Source organism: Nitratiruptor sp. YY08-10 (genome assembly GCF_016629565.1).
Classification (GTDB): domain Bacteria; phylum Campylobacterota; class Campylobacteria; order Campylobacterales; family Nitratiruptoraceae; genus Nitratiruptor.
On record NZ_AP023057.1, the window covers coordinates 244,975 to 262,544 of the forward strand.

A 17,570-nucleotide genomic window follows, 5' to 3' on the forward strand; every position below is an offset into this window, starting at 1 on the left:
AATTAGCCACTAATTTTGCGAGAAAGGAAGAGAAAGTGCCAACAATCAACCAATTGGTAAGAAAAGAGAGAAAAAAGGTGATTAAAAAATCAAAATCACCAGCTCTTGTAAAATGCCCACAAAGACGAGGTGTATGTACGAGAGTGTATACAACAACACCTAAAAAACCAAACTCTGCACTTCGAAAAGTTGCAAAGGTTCGACTCACTTCGGGATATGAAGTGATTAGTTATATTCCAGGTGAAGGTCACAACCTGCAAGAGCACTCTATCGTACTTGTACGAGGTGGTAGGGTAAAAGACTTGCCAGGGGTGAAATATCATATTATTCGGGGTGCCCTTGATACTGCAGGTGTTGCAAACAGAAAGAAATCCCGATCGAAATACGGAACAAAAAAACCAAAATCGTAATTAACAAAAACGTAGTGAGAAATTAAAGCAATTTAAGTTCTCACTCATAGCCACAGGCGAGGCTTAGTCGTCTGAGTAAAAAATATTTGAAGGAGCTAGAAGTGAGAAGAAGAAGAGCCCCTATACGGGAAGTAATGCCAGATCCGATTTACGGAAGTAAAGTTGTTACAAAATTTATCAATAAATTGATGTGGGATGGAAAGAAAAGCGTTGCACAAAAGATTTTTTACAATGCACTCAAATTGATCGAAGAAAAAGACAAAGAAGCAAAAGGGATCGATGTTTTTAACGAAGCGATCGAAAATGTAAAACCTTTGCTCGAAGTAAAGAGTAGACGAGTCGGTGGTGCAACTTACCAAGTACCGGTTGAAGTAAGACCTGTAAGACAGCAGTCTTTGGCAATCCGATGGATTGTAGATGCGGCACGAAATAGAAACGAACGGACGATGGCTGAGCGATTGGCGAATGAACTTCTTGATGCAGCGAACAAAAGAGGCGCAGCATACAAGAAGAAAGAAGATACATATAAAATGGCTGAAGCGAACAAAGCTTTCGCACATTACCGATGGTAAAATCGCGTCCAGAGTATCAAACTATCTTTTTTGGCGAAGATTTCTTCGCCTCTTCATATTCTCAAAAACCTCAATACACTATGCATAAAAAAGGATAAAAAATGGCAAGAAAAACACCTATTGAAAAGGTCCGTAACATAGGTATCGCTGCTCATATCGATGCCGGTAAAACAACAACAACAGAACGGATTTTGTACTATACAGGGATTTCACATAAAATTGGTGAGGTGCACGAAGGTGCAGCAACCATGGACTGGATGGAGCAGGAGAAAGAGCGAGGTATTACAATTACTTCTGCAGCAACTACATGTTTTTGGAAAGATCACCAAATCAACATCATCGATACCCCAGGACACGTTGACTTTACAATCGAAGTTGAACGAAGTATGCGTGTACTTGACGGTGCAGTAGCAGTTTTTTGTGCAGTTGGTGGAGTTCAGCCTCAGTCTGAAACGGTATGGAGACAGGCGAACAAATACCATGTACCAAGAATCGTTTTTGTCAATAAAATGGACCGAATCGGTGCAGATTTTTACAATGTAGAAAATCAAATTAGAGAAAGACTCAAAGCAAATCCTGTTCCTATTCAGATTCCAATTGGTGCAGAAGACAACTTCAGAGGTGTTGTAGACCTCGTTGAAATGAAAGGGATTGTCTGGGATGATGAAACAATGGGAGCAAAATATGAAGTAATCGATATACCAGACGAACTCAAAGAAAAAGCAGAGGAGTATCGAGAAAAGCTTATCGAGGCAGTTGCGGAAACTGATGAAGAACTTTTGGATAAATATCTTGGCGGCGAAGAGCTTACAATAGAAGAGATCAAAAAAGGTATTAAAAAAGGTACCCTTGATATGACTATCACCCCAATGCTTTGTGGTAGTGCGTTTAAAAACAAAGGAGTGCAGACACTTCTTGATGCAGTTGTTGATTATCTTCCTGCACCAACAGAAGTAAGCTGGATTAAAGGTATTGATCCGAAAACCGGAGAGGAAGTAAGCGTTGAATCTACAGATAACGGACCATTTGCAGCTCTTGCATTCAAAATTATGACTGACCCGTTTGTTGGACAGCTCTCATTCATTCGGGTCTACAGAGGACAGATTTCAAGCGGAAGCTATGTACTGAACTCAACAAAAGAGAAAAAAGAGCGAGTCGGACGACTTCTTAAAATGCATGCAAATAAACGAGAAGAGATTAAAGAACTTCCAGCAGGTGAGATTGGTGCAGTTGTTGGTTTGAAATATACACTTACTGGTGATACTCTTTGTGATGAAAATCATCCGGTAATTTTGGAAAAAATGGAGTTTCCAGAACCAGTTATCTCTGTTGCAGTTGAGCCAAAAACTAAGGCTGACCAAGAAAAAATGGCTACAGCGTTAGCGAAACTAGCTGAAGAGGACCCAAGCTTTAGAGTGCATACGGATGAAGAAACTGGTCAGACAATTATTTCTGGTATGGGTGAGTTGCACCTTGAAATCATCGTTGATCGAATGAAACGAGAATTCAAAGTGGATGCAGAAGTTGGTCAGCCACAGGTTGCATACAGAGAAACAATTAAAGCTCCTGTTGATCAAGAGTACAAATATGCAAAACAGTCTGGTGGTCGTGGTCAATATGGTCACGTATTTATCAAACTTGAACCACAAGAGCCAGGTAAAGGGTATGAGTTTGTCAACAATATCACCGGTGGTGTTATTCCAAAAGAGTATATTCCAGCAGTTGACAAAGGTATCCAAGAAGCGATGCAAAATGGTGTGCTTGCCGGTTATCCTGTGGTTGATGTAAAAGCCACACTGTATGATGGAAGCTATCACGATGTTGACTCTAGTGAAATGGCGTTTAAAATTGCTGGTTCTATGGCATTCAAAGAGGCAGCAAAAAAAGCAAATCCAATTTTGCTTGAGCCAATTATGAAAGTAGAAGTGGAAGTTCCAGAGGAGTATATGGGTGATGTTATAGGTGATATCAACCGAAGACGGGGACAAGTACAAAGTATGGAAGATCGAGCAGGCAATAAAATCGTAACTGCTATGGTTCCACTTGCTGAGATGTTCGGATACTCAACTGATCTTCGATCATTCACTCAGGGTCGGGGAACCTACTCTATGGAATTTGATCATTATGAAGAAGTACCGAAAAACGTTGCAGATGAAATCATCAAAAAACGCAATGGCTAAGGTTATAAAGACCGGTATAACCGATGAAAAAACAATAAAAGAGACCCTTCACAACGAGGGGTTCTCTAACATATTTATTTGGCGAGATGCTCCTCATACACGATATCCTCTTCATACGCATCCCCATTATGAAGTGCGTTGGATTATTGAGGGTGTTTTAGAGATTACACAAGATGACAAAACAGTACGCTTAGAACCAGGCGATCGGTTCGAATCAGAACCTCAAACTCCACATACTGCTTATACACCTACAGGCGTAACTTATATTTGTGGGTCCCGGTAGCTCAGTTGGATAGAGCACAGGATTCCTAATCCTGAGGCCGTGGGTTCGAATCCCGCCCGGGACATTTTCTCTTTCATCATTGTCCTATTCAAGATAATTTTATTTTTTCATATTGAAATAGATTGTATAATTAAGTAATAGATAATAGTCTTGAGAAAAGGAAACAGATGAAAAAGAGCCCAAAAGCGCTCGTTATTGATGATTCGGCATTGGTTCGAAGATTTTTGAAAAAAGAGTTGGAACGACTCGGATTCGAGGTAGATGTCGCCAAAGATGGGGAAGAGGGTGAGAAAAAAGCTTTAGAGAATCAATATGACCTTATTACACTCGATATAGAGATGCCCAAGAAAAATGGGTTGGATGTGTTACAGTCCATTATGGAGAAGAATCCTACACGAGTTCTCATTGTAAGTACGTATGCTGTTGAGAATGGCGATATAGCAATGAGTGCACTTCAATTAGGAGCCTTGGATTATATTACAAAACCAGATCAAAGGCTTGCAACAGCTGGAGCAGACTTTATCAAAGAGTTTGAATTTAAAGTAAATGAGATAATGAAAATTAACAAGATTGCTCTTCTTGCGAGAAAAAAGAAAGCTATTGTACAAACCCCTGTTATAAAACAACCTACAGAATTTGCTCCCAAAGATGATAAAAAATATGTACTTGTTGGTGCCTCGACCGGTGGGCCAAAACTTATTGAAGCAATAGCGAGGTCGTTACCAGAAAATTACCCTTATCCTGTGTGTGTGGTACAGCATATGCCACCGACATTTACTGGAAAGTTTGCTGAAAGACTTGATAGTATTAGTAAAATAAAAGTGGTTGAAGCTAAAAATGGTGAAGAACTCACACCTGCAAAAATGATCATCGGAAAAGGTGGAAAGCATCTTCATTTCCGAAGAGATGGTGACAAGGTTGTGTGTAAGCTTGTTCCAAATACAAGTAACCGTTTTTTTGTTCCAAGTGTAGATGAGATGTTTTTTAGTGCGTTGGAGGTGATGAATCCAAAAAACATCATGGCAGTACTGTTAACTGGAATTGGTGATGATGGTGCAGATGGGATGGTGGCTTTGAAAAAAGCAGGCGCTTATACGATAGCAGAAAGTGAAGAGAGTGCGACGGTCTATGGGATGCCAAAAGAGGCGTATGTAAGAGGGGGAACAGTAAAAGTATTGCCCTTTGATGAGATTTTACAAGAAATAATTGCTTTTGGGAGTAAAAATGGCATTAAAAAAGATAGAAGATAAAACACCAATTTCTCGTTTTAGAGAGTTTTTAGAAGCACGTGAATACATTGAATCGTTTGAAAAACATGAAGAAGATGATGTATTCGCTGCCATTGATTATATGCTTATTCATAAAGAGTATCATTATCTTCTCCGAATGATTTTAGAACATTGTCAAAAACCTGGCATTGAAAAACTTTCGAGTTACGTTTTTGCACGACTTGATTGTTTGAAGAGAGAAGAGGATAAAAAACTTTTACAGCAACTTCTTTTGTGTAAAAATAACGGTATTGGAAAAAATGTTTTTACATATATATTATCTTGTTGTGAATTTATGGACGTTGAAAGACTATTAAAGGAGTATCCGATTTCTGGAGAAGAGCTCCAGGGGTTATTGGAATATGGAGATTGCCAAAGTGTTCGTAGATTTGCTGAGAAACTCCATGATGATCTTTTTGAGCGTTTGCGTATTTTAGAAGAATTTTTTGAACTTTATCATCGAAAGAGTGAAAATGAATGATTTTGATCTGATAAAACTCCGTGATTTTATATTGGCTAAAACAGGAATTTATATTGATGATGACAAACTGTTTAAAATTTATAAAAGAAAGTTTGAAGATTTTATCCAAAAGCAAGGCTTTGATGATTTTAGCAGCTTTTATAATCGTCTTGTCTTTAAAAAAGATGAACATCTATTGCAAGAGCTAATCAATCTTACTACAGTCAATGAAACCTATTTCTTCCGTGAAGCGTATCAGTTTAAGACTCTTGTAGAAGAGGTACTGCCAGAACTTGATGAATTGCGTCCACTACATGAATCGATCAATATTTTGACAGCACCAAGCTCATCAGGTGAGGAACTCTACTCTATCGCAATTTATATCATGGAGCATGCAAAAGAGATATTTCAAAAAAGAGATTTTGTTTTAGTTGGAATAGATATTGATTCAGTCATGATTCAAAAAGCGAGACAAGGTGTTTTTAATCAAAGAAGTGTGAGTAAGATTCCTCCTCATCTTTTGCAAAAATATTTTGTAAAAGAGGGTAATCAATATAAAATCATCGATGAGATACGAAAAGGCCTTACGTTTAAAGTGGTCAATGTTATGGACTTTTATGCAATGAAAAAACTTGGAAGATTTGATGTCATTTTTTCACGCAATATGCTGATCTATTTTGATGAAAAAACAAGAAAAGAGATACTGGCTACCTTTCATGCCCTTTTGAAACCGCATGGGTATCTCTTTTTAGGCCATGCTGAAAAAGTGCCGGCAGAGATGGAGATTTTTAAACGAGTGAAAAAAGGAGAGAGTATTATCTATCAAAAAGCTTAATGAAAAGAGCTCCATCCTGTATTAAAAAGATTGAGAGAATTGTTTTTTAATGTGACGATACCAGCACTAAGGGAGGTTGTATTAGATAAATGGGCGATATTGCTTGAAGGAACTGAGACGATATCTTTGATATTATCAACGATGATTGCAAACTCTTCTCCTACATCATTTTTTATGATAATAATTTTCGATTCATCATTTGGAATAAGCTCTTTTTGTAAAATTTTTGCAATGTCTATAAGATAGTAGGTTTTGTTTTTATGTAAAATAAGTCCATAAATATTTTTATTGGTTGTAAGAGCATTGTTTGTTATGTTTGTTTTGGAAAACTCTAAAACAGTGACAACGTTTTTTATAGGTATTGCATAATCTTCATGAAAAAGTGAGAAAAGCAATAGATCTTCTTCATTTTGCTCTTTGTTCAATTGTTCTTCCTTTTCTTGTGTTGTTAAACCATAGTTGTCTATATTTTTTTGAAGAAATTGTGATGAAATAATAGGAATTATGCTATTTTGGTAGTGAAAATACCCTTCAAAAAGCTGATTGGTATCACTTTCACTGACAATATTGTCACGCTCAATGTCGACGAGTCCTTCGATACGTTCTATTAAAAGTCCCAGCATTTTTGAATCGTGTTGTAATATGATCACTGAACCTTCTTTCAATGAATTTGAATGCAATTTTTTTGCTAAATCGGCTACTTTCAAAGCTCTATTTTTATAGTTATAAATTCCTGTTATCCAATCGTGTTGCAATTGTTGAACGGCTTTCATGTGAGATAGTGGAACAATAGAGTGAATGAAATGATTATCAATAGCATAAAGTTTGTCGTAAAGTGTAAAAAGTAAAAAAGGACGAAACTGCTCTTTTTGCTGTTTGATAATCTTTTTTTGTTCTGTTTGTTGTAATGGTGGCATTGTAATAGATTGTAAAACATGCTGAAGAGGTAATTCTTGAAAGACAACATCATTTTTTTCATACAAATCACCTACTGTTGAGCTATTTTGTGTAAACTCTTCCAAGGCCAAAATCTCATCGATTAAAAATGCATATTTATTATTATTGAAAGAGAGAAGGAGAACAGGTTTGTTGGAAACTTCATCGCACTCTCCAATATTAAGAATTTTTTTTAGACAAAGTAGTAGATAATGTGATGAACCATGCTGGATACTTCCAATGACATACTCTGGCATGTGAAGCATAGGAGTTATTTGCTTTACATAAAAAATCTGTTGTATATATTCTGTCGAAATGACATAGACGTGCCTGTCTACGCGAAATTTGATAACAGTTGTTTCCATCTTCACAACCTTTGTGTGATGCGATTAATTTGAGTGATATCATTTTGCATTTCGTTGGCAATTTTTTGAATGATTTGCGCTGCTTCTTTTGACTGGGAAGCATTCGTAAAGCTAAGCTCAGCAGCTTCTTGTATCTGCTCAGATGCAATGAGAGATTGTTCAAGAGCTTGTAACATCTGATTTGTTGCTTCGGAAAATGTTTTGATTGTTTTTTGGATATGATCGAGTTGCTGTATATTTCTGGATAATTCTGTTTTGAGTTTTTCAAGCTTATTGAGTTCCCTATCTTGAATTAAAATAATATTATTGATATCGACAAGCATTGTGTCATTTTGATCTTGGATCTCATCAATAATTTCAATGATTTTATCTAGATCGTTTTCGGAATCGATTGCAAGATTTCGAATATCGTTCGAAACTTCTCGGAATCCTTGTCCTTTTTCGCCGAGGCGAATAGCTTCTAAAGCACCATTGATAGAGATACTTGCAACTTGGACAATAGCGAGTTCGATTTTTCGTATGAGATTACTAAGAGTTAAGATTTTAGATTTGATGAATTGCAAGTCATTTTTCCGATCATTTGCAAGAGTATAATTTTGTTTTGTTGATTGTTGCACATTTGAGATAAGTTCTATAATAGTGTGAAATTCTTTTTGTACTTTTTTAATCTCTTCATAAACACTTTCGACCGTCCCTACACTTTCTTTTATATGTTGAACACATTTTTGAGCAACTTCTGCATTTGTTTTGGCATCATTTTTAGCCAATTCTGCAGCTGTTTCAATTTGCATAAGTGCTTCTAATACCTGTTCCATAGAGTTATTAAGTTCATAAACAGAGCTTGAAAGTTCTTCTGAAGCTGTGGCTAATTCATGTTTGATACCCTCTTTATCGGTAGAATGAAGCGACTCTATGAGAATATTGATCATTTTAGCTGCTTCTTCTATTTGAGAAAATGCTGTGTTTTGCATACTGATAGTACTTGTTACTTGTGCCACCGCACTTGCACTCTCTTCTGCGGCACTAGCAATCGTTTCTGCACCTCTATGTAAAATAGCGATTTCTTGGACTACTTTTTGAATATTTTGTAATAAGGTATCAATATCTTTTACAAATTGTTCCATTGTGTGGACCATTGTTTCTATTTTTTGATAAGAGCTGTAGGCCTTTTGTGAAGATTTTTCCATTTCATCTTTGACTTGTAGAATATCCGTTTTGCTTTTTTCTACTTTTTCTTTGATGATATCGACAACCTGTTCAATTTTATGGGCATAGACATTTGACTTTGAAGCGACTAGACGTATTTCTCGGGCCATGACATTGAAAGATTCCCCCTCTTCTTTAACGCGACTTGCTTCAATGGCGGCATTTAAAGCAATAAGAGCAAGATTTCGAATGATATTGACCGCTTCTGTTATCTCTTGAGAAGTTTCAAAAAGTTCTTGACTCTTTTGGACAATGTTACTAGCCCATTCTGAAGCTTGTTCCATCCCGTTTTTTGTATCACCTATACTTTCTTGCGTTTCTAAAAATATATCTTCCAACTCGTTGGAAATGACGACGATTTTATTCGTCTCTTTTTCCAGCATCAAGGAGTTCTCTTTAATTTGTGTAATGGCGCTTAGACTCTCTTCTGCCGCTCCAGCGCTTTGTTCAGCTGCTGCAGCGATCTGTTCCATTGTTTGTTTCAGCTCTTCTATCGCAGTATATCCTTCGGCAATCTCTTTCAAAAAGTTTTGGGAGATACGGGCTAATTCTTCTCGTACACTCTCATCAACGTTCTTTGCAGCAGTGGATTGTGTTTGGATTGCTTGTGGAGTTTTTATAGATGGTAGAGATTGTTCTACCTGTTCCATAGCTTGGTCGTCATGACTATAATGTTGTTTGAATGCCATTTTAACTCCTTATCGATATTCTGCCTTAATTATATGTTACTCCTAAAAGCTTAAATAAATTATAAAATATAGAATGTCACAATTTTGACACAATGAAGATATTTTTGTTATTATAATGTTGCGCATCGATCGAAATAGATTTGGGGCTTTGCCCCGTTATACTATCTTTTTTCTTCAAAACCCGCTATAATGTTCCTACCCGTACAAATACGGGATGCATTATTTTCAAAGGAACATTCGATGAAGCAGATTTATGTAGGGAATCTCCCTTATTCTTCAAATGAAGAGGACGTTAGAGAGCTTTTCGCTCAGTATGGTGAAGTGACTTCTGTCAAACTTATCAACGATAGAGAAACAGGTAGACCAAGAGGGTTTGGTTTTGTTGAGATGGATGATAGCAGTGCAGATTCTGCAATCGAAGCACTTGATGGCAGTGAGTTTGGTGGACGATCACTAAAAGTAAATGAGGCACGACCGCGAGAGCAACGACCTCGAAGAGAATTTAACTAATATTCTCCAAAAGGCGGCTTTGCCGCCACTACATCAATTCAACTCCCCATTTGATCAAATCCATTCCATACTTTTGACGCACCTTTTGGCTTTGTTGCAAAAGTTTTGTAAATTTTTTTTCTTTTTCCCAATTGAAGAGCTCATAGTATCCATACGTTTTGAATCGTAGGCATCGAAGTGCGATTCGTACAACCGATGCTGTTGGATAGATATCTGCTTTGTGGAAGAGTTCGAGTGCAATCTGCTTGCATTTGGCTTCACTGAAAGAGGACTCATGAATACAATGTGCCTTACTTTTATATCCCGTATCATATTTGATGGATAAAACAAATTGTGTTGGATTGAGATGCTCTTTGGCGACTGAGTCGCTTAAGTGCCTGGCCAATACAATGACCCTTCTTTGCACCTCTTTTCTATCGCTAATAGGATCGATGGTTCTTGAAATACCTACTGATTTTCTTGGACGTTTTGGATAAAGGGGTTCATTGTCTTCTCCCCAGATTCTTTTATAAAGAGTTATACCAGGAAGTTTCCAGCTATAAAAGATATCTTTGATATTCTTTGTTTCACCAAGGGTTTGAATGCCGTATCGCCGTAGCCTTTTGAGATAGCCTCTACCGATACCTGGGAATTTTTCAACAGGAATATTTTTGATAAAATCATCAACATTCCAAACCACTCTGACTCCGTTTGGTTTTGCATAGCTTGTGGCAAGTTTTGCTGTCCATTTGCTTTTTGCCGCGCCTATGGATACTGGAAGTCCAAGTTTATCTTTGATGAGAATCTGCAAGTGCCGGATGAAGGTTTCGGTATATTCATCATCAATATAGCCATCCAAATCACCAAAAAATTCGTCGATACTGAACTGCTCAACAACAGGTATCTCTTTTTGCAAAAGATTGTGCAGAGCATTTGAGAGTTTGTGGTAATAAAGATGATTTGGTGGAACGACTTTGAGATGCGGACAGAGTTGCAATGCCTCTTTAACACTTATTCCGGTTTTTACGCCATATCTTCTTGCTTCGTAACTTGATGTTATGATGATGCCTCGAATTTTTTCTCCCTCTTTGAAATACTCATCAAATTCCATATCAGCATCGTAAAAGATCGATGGAACAAAAGCGCCTTGATGTTTTTGCAAAAGATCCATTTTATGTTGATAACGAGGATCGAATATAAAAGGATCACCTCTTCCTCCTACAGCAGCTGGAATATCGCGAAGAGAAGGATTTTTCACTCTTTCAGCCGAGATGAAAAAGGCATCGATATCGATATGGATTTTCATGATACCTCCTATATCTGATCTGGTTAAATATTAACAATTATTTAAAATGATGTTAAAATAATTAACAAATTGTTAATTGAGGTAGCTATGTTACAAGTGGAAGAGGTGATCGAACGGATCAAAGATGTCTTATCAAAAGAGATCGATGGCAAAAGAGTGTACGATAAGGATGTAGCGGCTGCACTTGGTATCACACCAGAGCATTTCAGTATGCTCAAAAAAAGAAAAAAGCTCCCGTTACCAGAAATTTTGGATTTTTGTGCCAAAAGAAAGATCAGTATCAACTGGCTTTTGTATAACCAAGATCCAGAATCTTTACAAGAAAGCACTCAGAAGTTTGCGTATGTGCATTACTTTAAAGAGGTGAATGCAAGTGCTGGAGGAGGGGCGTTCAATTATGAACTTGTTGCACAAAAACTCTATATCGATGAAGAGATTGTGCAGATGCTTGGAGGCAGAGGAGCTTTAAAACATATTGAAGCGATCCATCTTCTTGGTGATTCTATGGAGCCGACACTCAAAGATGGGAGTATTTTGTTTGTGGATAGAAGTGAGCTGGACGTAAAAAAAGGGGGTATTTTTCTCCTTTCTACCTCTATGGGCCTTTTTGTAAAACGGGTTCGCCTCAGACTTGATGGAAAGTTGGAGATGATTTCGGACAATACAAGTTATCCTGTGGAAGTGGTACAGAGTGATGAGGTGCAGGTGATCGGAAAAGTAATCGGCAGTGTGGAGCGGATTGTATGAGGCGGCTCATTATCTATGGGGATATCCATGGTTGTTTGGATGAGCTAAAAAAGCTAAGAGAAAAGCTTCGTATCAGCAAAGGTGATGAAGAGTATTGTGTTGGTGATCTTATCAATAAAGGACCATACTCTTTAGAGACACTTCGTTACGTAAGAAAAGAAAATATCCAATGTGTGCGTGGTAATCATGAGGATAAATTGTTACGATACCATCACCATGAAATGGAACGCATAACCACATCAAAGCCAAATCCTATGCATCTGTCGCAAAAAGAGCTCGAAGTGTATCGTTCGATGGAACAAGAGGATTTTTTGTTTTTACAATCATTTCCTCTTTTTATCCAAAAAAAGAGGCTTACCATCATTCATGCAGGCGTACTTCCCTCAACCAATCTGTATGCGCTTGATAAAAAAGAGGCTGCCAAAGTGATGCGGGTTCGATATCTTGATGAAAAAGGGAATTTTGTTGTACTTGAAAGAAGTGATCCCAAAAAACATTTTTGGTGGAGCAGTTTGTATGATGGCCGGTTTGGATATATCGTCTATGGGCATCAGCCCTTTTTGACTCCAAGAGTAGATCGTTTCAGCTTTGGGATCGATACGGGAGCCGTGTATGGAAATAGACTTACTGCAATTGTTTTTGAACAAAAGGATGAGGTATTGATAGAGAGCTACCGTTTTGTATCGGTGGATGCAAAAGCGTATGCAAAAAAAGGAAAAGCATGGATTGTCGGGGATTTGTAGCCGATGTGCATTTGGCAAAACTTGCCAAATATCTAAGACTTCTTGGGTTTGATACCCTCTATTTTAATACAATTGAAGATAATGAGCTGCTTCATATTGCCAAAGAGCAAAATCGCCTTATTCTCTCAAAAGACAAAAGACTTTGCAAAAGAGATTCAAAACGCTGCCTTTTGATAAATGCTAAAGAGCTGGATATGCAGGTAAAAGAGGTTTTGCGACGATGCCCTGATCTTGCGTGCAAACCTTTTAGCAGATGCCTTGTGGATAACACGCCTTTAGAGCCTATCGAAAAAGAGAAAATTCTTGATAGACTGCCTCCAAAAGTGAAAAAATACTATACAGATTTTTGGATCTGTCCAACATGTGGACGGATCTACTGGCATGGAAGCCATTTTGAAAAGATGAAAAGGTTCATAGAGCAGGTATGTGGCTAAAGCCTTTTATCTACCACTTCTTTTGGAAGCACCCCTTTAATATCATAGACCACACTTTCTTCAGGCCTCTTTGAAAAATCAAGCTGCTTAAACTGATCATGCGCCACAGCTAAAATGATAGCATCATAGTTGTTAAACTCTGGACTTTTTTCCAAAAGCTTGATGCCATACTCTCTTTGTACTTCCTCTTTATCCGCCCATGGATCATATACATTTACATTTATTCCAAAATCTTGGAGTTCTTGTATTACATCAATAACTCTACTATTTCTGATATCCGGACAGTTCTCTTTAAAAGTGATACCAAGTACTAGTGCTTTGCTTCCTTTGACTTTATGCCCTTTATGGATAAGCAGTTTCACCACCTTATTGGCTACAAAGACACCCATCTCATCATTGGTTCTTCGGCCAGCCAAGATGATTTGTGGATGGTATCCCACCTCTTTTGCTTTATAGGCCAAATAGTATGGATCTACTCCAATACAGTGTCCTCCAACAAGCCCTGGCCTAAATGGCAAGAAATTCCATTTGGTTCCAGCTGCTTCTAACACATCGAGTGTATCGATGCCCAGTTTATCAAAGATGAGTGCCAGTTCATTGACAAAAGCGATATTGATATCTCTTTGGGCATTTTCTATCACTTTTGCAGCCTCTGCTACTTTAATGCTGGGTGCTAGATGAGTGCCAGCTGTGATGATGCTTTTATAGAGTGCATCCACTTTTTTTGCAATTTCAGGAGTGCTGCCAGAAGTCACTTTTTTGATATTTGGTAGACGATGCTCCTTATCTCCTGGATTGATGCGTTCAGGGGAATAGCCACAGAAGAAGTCTTTATTAAATTTCAATCCGCTTTCGCGCTCTAGTTCTGGAACGCATACCTCTTCGGTACATCCTGGAAAGACGGTGCTTTCATAGATAACGATATCACCTTTTTTAAGAACTCTTCCAACAGTTCTTGAAGCCATGACAAGAGGAGTGAGGTCTGGATTTTTGTGTGTATCGATAGGTGTTGGGACGGTAACGATATAGATATTTGCTTTTTTGATATCTTCGATAGAAGTTGTGAAGAAGAGATTTTTTGCTTCTTTGAGTTCTTTTTCACTCACTTCCAGTGTTCTATCGATTCCTTGTTTGAGCTCTTCGATTCTTTTGGCGTTGATATCAAATCCGATTGTCTCATACTTTTTGCCAAACTCTACGGCTAATGGTAAGCCTACGTAGCCGAGGCCGATGATGCAAAGGGTCATGAACATTCCTTTGGAAAGACACTTATGTAGATTCTATCCAAATCAAAGGATTTGATCTGCTTATTGAGACCAATGAGATGGGGAATAATCTCCAAAAAAAGATAGGCTAGTTGCAGCATTGGTAAGAAAATAATAAGCATCGTTTTGTAGGTTTGAGGCGAATGCCACTCCCGAATCCAGCGAATGGCGCTTTTAACACCATACAGAGCCAGCATCGATTCGAAACTGATAATAAAACCGAGTATAAGATATGTTAAAATGGCTCCATAAACGAAAAGATAGAAGAAAAATTCAAGATTGTTCAAGGTCGCTCCATCTCTTTTAATTATGGATTATATCATAGAGGTCGTATGAAAAAACTTTTGATTATTATGATGCTTTTTTTTATGAGCGGATGTGCTGTGAAACAGATACAAAAAAGTGAGGCTGTTGCAGTTGTTTGGAAAACGCAAAATATAAAATTTGTTGGGACGGGCTTTTTAAAATATAGTGGTTCTACAATAGAGCTCTCTATATATAGTGCAGGGACTCCGATTTTGGCAATGAAGTTGGGGAAAAATGTCTGTATCGAAACGAAAGGCTGTCTATCGTATAAAAGTTTCAATAAGCGCTTTTTGCTTCCAATATATCCTGACAGACTTCTTTATCATATTTTGATAGGAAAACCCCTATTTCATGGAGAGAATCTGCGAAAAACACAAAGAGGTTTTGAACAGGAAGTTATGGGGAAAAACTTTGATATAATCTACCGCTTCAATTTGAACGAGATCTATTTTAAAGACAGAAAAAACAAAAATTTGATCAAAATAAGGAAACTCAATGGCTAAATTTGTTGGAGCACATGTAAGTGCAAGCGGAGGTGTGGAAAATGCACCAAAAAATGCACAAAATATCGGAGCAAAAGCTTTTGCACTTTTTACAAAAAATCAACGTCAATGGAAAGCAAAATCTCTTACACAAGAAAACATCGAAAAGTTTGATGAGCATCTGGAGTGTTGTGGTATTGAGAAAAAGCATATCTTGCCTCATGATAGCTATTTGATTAACCTTGGCCATCCGGAAGATGAGAAACGACAAAAAAGTTTGGAAGCTTTCTTGGATGAAGTTCATCGGTGTGAACAGCTGGGATTGGATAAACTCAACTTTCATCCAGGAAGCCATCTGAAAAAGATCAGTGAAGAGGAGTGTCTGGATAGGATTGCCGATGCGATGAACGAGACGCTTCGCCAAAGCAGCGGAGTGACACTGGTTATAGAAAATACAGCCGGACAGGGGAGCAATCTTGGTTACAAATTTGAACACTTGCGCTATTTGATTGATAAATCGATTGACAAATCCAGAGTTGGGGTTTGTTTGGATACAGCGCATATGTTTGCGGCTGGATACGATATCAGAACAAAAGAGGCGTATGATAAAACGATGCAAGCCTTTGATGAAATTGTAGGATTTGAGTATCTCAAAGGGATGCATATCAATGATTCCAAAGCCAAATTTGCTTCTCGTGTGGATAGGCATCATTCGCTTGGCAAAGGGGAGATAGGATTGGACGTTTTTCGTTTTATCATGAACGATCCAAGACTTGATGATATTCCTTTGATTTTGGAAACTATTGATGATACTATATGGGATAAAGAGATTGAACTTCTCTATTCATTTGTGGAGTGAGAATGGAACTGTTGCGTGATTTCATTGAAACAAAAAAGGTTGAAAAGAGTAAGATCTTTCCTCATCTCAAATGCAGTGCAGAAGAGGCGAAAATTTTACAGCTTTTAACCAAAAAATATATCAGCGGCATTGATGAAGTCAATGTGTATGATCTTTTGAGCGAACTGTATGGAGAAGATAGCTATCTCTATTTAGAAAAACTCGATCTCATCAAGAAACTGTTCGATCTTGGCTGGCTTGTACAGGGTGGTTTTGGGGCGCTCAAAAGCAACGACTATACGAAACTGGAGCTATTACATACCGATGTGGCATTGAGTGTGCCGTTTTTGAGACTGCTTGAAGAGGGAAACGTAGAGCTTGCTTTGCCTGACATTAAGCCTTACAACGATCATTTGGACTATTTTCAAGATCAATTTTTTCGTATAGAGCTCTATCAAAAGATTGTGCAGGCACGACAAAATTATAGTACTGATGCGCCGACAATCAACCGTTTGAAAAATAAGATCAATCTTTTGGAGACAAGAATACAGGAGCGATTGCAGGTTACCAAAAACGAAATCGTTGTAGAGGAGCTTTTCAAAGAGTATGATCTTTCACCAAAAGAGCGGATTATCTTTTTGGCTCTTTTGAAGGAGGAGTATGCAGGAACCGAAGGGGGACTTCGGGAGATGAATGCACTCATTGATCTGATCAGTTTCAACGAGTACGAAAGAATTGAAAATAGAACGCTTTTGGAGGAGAGCTCCAAGCTTGTTTCATCGGGACTCATTGATTATGACGAGATTTTGACTCCTTTTGGTGGTCTTTCACGGAGCTTTTTCATCGTTGAAGATGTGATGCAGCGCATCATTCATCCAGACAAGAAGCGAAACAAAAAGATAAAACTTCAAAATTTGATCAAAGATCAAGACATTTTTGAACTGATTGAGCCAAAAACGACCCTGGATGACGTGGTGCTGCATCCTCAAACAAGAAAAACGCTCGATAGTCTTTTAAATCAAATGGATAAGCGTGTAGCAGAAAGACTCAAAAAATGGGGAATCAAACCAAAACGAAAAGGGATCGATGCCAGAATCATTTTTTACGGACCTCCAGGAACCGGAAAAACGCTGACAGCCCTTTCGTTGGCAAAGTCTCTTAAGAAACAGGTACTCAGTTTTGACTGCTCAAAAATATTGTCCATGTATGTAGGTGAGAGTGAGAAAAATGTAAGGAAAATTTTTGATACCTATAAAGAGTTGAGCTCCAAGGCAAAAACGGAGCCGGTCCTTTTGCTCAATGAAGCGGATCAGTTTCTGAGTGCGAGAACGCAAGGACCCGGAAGCAGTGCAGATAAGATGCACAACCAGATGCAAAATATCTTTTTGGAGCAGATCGAAAATTTTGAGGGAGTACTCATTGCTACGACCAATCTTCTTGAAACGATCGATCCGGCTTTTTCTAGACGATTCAACTATAAAATAGAATTTAAAAAACCAAATTTCAAAGAAAGAGTCCGTCTTTGGGAGATGATGCTTCCCAAAAATGCCGAATTTGAAGAGGGATTCGATATCGAAAAACTGGCCTCTTATGAATTGACAGGCGGTCAGATCAATATCGTCATCAAAAATACGGCCTATAAAGTAGCTGTCAAGGAGAATCCCGTTTTTACTTTGAAAGATTTTGTGGAAGAGATTGAAAAAGAGAAGGTAAGTGCCTTTGGAGATGAGAAATCTCTGGGGTTTTTAAAATAGCC

At 38.0% G+C, this 17,570-nt stretch carries 19 protein-coding genes and 1 tRNA gene; 15 read left to right on the forward strand and 5 right to left on the reverse strand.

The window, feature by feature from the left end; genetic code table 11:
* Positions 1 to 35 precede the first annotated feature (35 nt).
* From rpsL to JG735_RS01460, 8 genes are all read left to right on the forward strand, one after another.
* A complete protein-coding gene (gene rpsL / locus JG735_RS01425; RefSeq protein WP_012081647.1) occupies positions 36 to 410 on the forward strand; it encodes a 30S ribosomal protein S12 in 375 nt (124 codons plus the stop codon).
* Between the two features lie 101 nt (positions 411 to 511).
* Entirely contained in the window at positions 512 to 982 is a 471-nt protein-coding gene (rpsG, locus tag JG735_RS01430; protein WP_201335074.1) for a 30S ribosomal protein S7, read from the forward strand.
* 101 nt (positions 983 to 1,083) lie between these two features.
* Entirely contained in the window at positions 1,084 to 3,162 is a 2,079-nt protein-coding gene (fusA, locus tag JG735_RS01435) for an elongation factor G (RefSeq protein WP_201335075.1), read from the forward strand.
* Positions 3,155 to 3,445: a cupin domain-containing protein gene (locus JG735_RS09930; protein WP_201335076.1), complete on the forward strand. Its 291-nt coding sequence runs from the start codon at positions 3,155 to 3,157 to the stop codon at positions 3,443 to 3,445. Before fusA ends, JG735_RS09930 begins: the two co-directional genes overlap by 8 nt.
* Positions 3,436 to 3,509, forward strand: a tRNA-Arg gene (locus JG735_RS01445). The genes JG735_RS09930 and JG735_RS01445 overlap by 10 nt, the downstream gene beginning before the upstream one ends.
* A gap of 103 nt (positions 3,510 to 3,612) precedes the next feature.
* A complete protein-coding gene (gene cheB, locus JG735_RS01450) occupies positions 3,613 to 4,695 on the forward strand; it encodes a chemotaxis-specific protein-glutamate methyltransferase CheB (protein WP_201335077.1) in 1,083 nt (360 codons plus the stop codon).
* Positions 4,670 to 5,194, forward strand: coding sequence for a hypothetical protein (locus JG735_RS01455; RefSeq protein ID WP_201335078.1), 525 nt, complete (start codon positions 4,670 to 4,672; stop codon positions 5,192 to 5,194). The genes cheB and JG735_RS01455 overlap by 26 nt, the downstream gene beginning before the upstream one ends.
* On the forward strand, positions 5,187 to 6,008 hold the full coding sequence (locus JG735_RS01460) for a protein-glutamate O-methyltransferase CheR (protein ID WP_201335079.1): 822 nt from the start codon (positions 5,187 to 5,189) through the stop codon (positions 6,006 to 6,008). Before JG735_RS01455 ends, JG735_RS01460 begins: the two co-directional genes overlap by 8 nt.
* Here JG735_RS01460 and JG735_RS01465 read toward each other — a convergent pair.
* Together JG735_RS01465 and JG735_RS01470 are read right to left on the reverse strand one after the other, a co-directional pair.
* On the reverse strand, positions 6,005 to 7,309 hold the full coding sequence (locus JG735_RS01465; RefSeq protein ID WP_201335080.1) for a chemotaxis protein CheW: 1,305 nt from the start codon (positions 7,307 to 7,309) through the stop codon (positions 6,005 to 6,007). The genes JG735_RS01460 and JG735_RS01465 overlap by 4 nt on opposite strands.
* A gap of 2 nt (positions 7,310 to 7,311) precedes the next feature.
* Entirely contained in the window at positions 7,312 to 9,204 is a 1,893-nt protein-coding gene (locus tag JG735_RS01470; protein WP_201335081.1) for a methyl-accepting chemotaxis protein, read from the reverse strand.
* Between the two features lie 240 nt (positions 9,205 to 9,444).
* On the opposite strand from JG735_RS01470, the gene JG735_RS01475 reads away from it, so the two are divergent.
* Entirely contained in the window at positions 9,445 to 9,714 is a 270-nt protein-coding gene (locus JG735_RS01475) for an RNA-binding protein (protein WP_012081655.1), read from the forward strand.
* A gap of 28 nt (positions 9,715 to 9,742) precedes the next feature.
* Here the strand turns inward: JG735_RS01475 and JG735_RS01480 are convergent, their stop codons facing one another.
* A complete protein-coding gene (locus JG735_RS01480) occupies positions 9,743 to 10,999 on the reverse strand; it encodes a DNA polymerase IV (protein ID WP_201335082.1) in 1,257 nt (418 codons plus the stop codon).
* A gap of 87 nt (positions 11,000 to 11,086) precedes the next feature.
* On the opposite strand from JG735_RS01480, the gene JG735_RS01485 reads away from it, so the two are divergent.
* Genes JG735_RS01485 through JG735_RS01495 form a run of 3 tightly spaced genes read left to right on the forward strand, consistent with a single transcriptional unit; the run spans position 11,087 to position 12,923 of the window.
* On the forward strand, positions 11,087 to 11,746 hold the full coding sequence (locus JG735_RS01485) for a S24 family peptidase (RefSeq protein WP_201335083.1): 660 nt from the start codon (positions 11,087 to 11,089) through the stop codon (positions 11,744 to 11,746).
* Positions 11,743 to 12,489, forward strand: coding sequence for a metallophosphoesterase (locus JG735_RS01490; protein ID WP_201335084.1), 747 nt, complete (start codon positions 11,743 to 11,745; stop codon positions 12,487 to 12,489). Before JG735_RS01485 ends, JG735_RS01490 begins: the two co-directional genes overlap by 4 nt.
* Positions 12,468 to 12,923, forward strand: coding sequence for a Mut7-C RNAse domain-containing protein (locus JG735_RS01495; protein ID WP_201335085.1), 456 nt, complete (start codon positions 12,468 to 12,470; stop codon positions 12,921 to 12,923). The genes JG735_RS01490 and JG735_RS01495 overlap by 22 nt, the downstream gene beginning before the upstream one ends.
* On the opposite strand, the gene tviB is transcribed toward JG735_RS01495, so the two are convergent.
* On the reverse strand, positions 12,920 to 14,170 hold the full coding sequence (tviB, locus tag JG735_RS01500; RefSeq protein WP_305080210.1) for a Vi polysaccharide biosynthesis UDP-N-acetylglucosamine C-6 dehydrogenase TviB: 1,251 nt from the start codon (positions 14,168 to 14,170) through the stop codon (positions 12,920 to 12,922). The two genes, JG735_RS01495 and tviB, sit on opposite strands and share 4 nt — an antisense overlap.
* Positions 14,167 to 14,475 carry a hypothetical protein gene (locus JG735_RS01505; protein WP_201335087.1) on the reverse strand — a complete coding sequence of 103 codons (309 nt, stop codon included), beginning with the start codon at positions 14,473 to 14,475 and terminating at the stop codon, positions 14,167 to 14,169. Before JG735_RS01505 ends, tviB begins: the two co-directional genes overlap by 4 nt.
* 45 nt (positions 14,476 to 14,520) lie before the next feature.
* Between JG735_RS01505 and JG735_RS01510 the strand changes: the two genes are divergently transcribed.
* The 3 genes from JG735_RS01510 to JG735_RS01520 are packed head-to-tail and all read left to right on the forward strand — an operon-like array spanning position 14,521 to position 17,568.
* On the forward strand, positions 14,521 to 14,997 hold the full coding sequence (locus tag JG735_RS01510; protein ID WP_201335088.1) for a hypothetical protein: 477 nt from the start codon (positions 14,521 to 14,523) through the stop codon (positions 14,995 to 14,997).
* Entirely contained in the window at positions 14,990 to 15,835 is an 846-nt protein-coding gene (gene nfo / locus JG735_RS01515) for a deoxyribonuclease IV (protein ID WP_201335089.1), read from the forward strand. The genes JG735_RS01510 and nfo overlap by 8 nt, the downstream gene beginning before the upstream one ends.
* Positions 15,836 to 15,837: 2 nt before the next feature.
* The gene (locus JG735_RS01520; RefSeq protein WP_201335090.1) at positions 15,838 to 17,568 is read left to right on the forward strand and encodes an ATP-binding protein; all 1,731 of its coding nucleotides are present in this window, start codon (positions 15,838 to 15,840) and stop codon (positions 17,566 to 17,568) included.
* Positions 17,569 to 17,570: the final 2 nt, after the last annotated feature.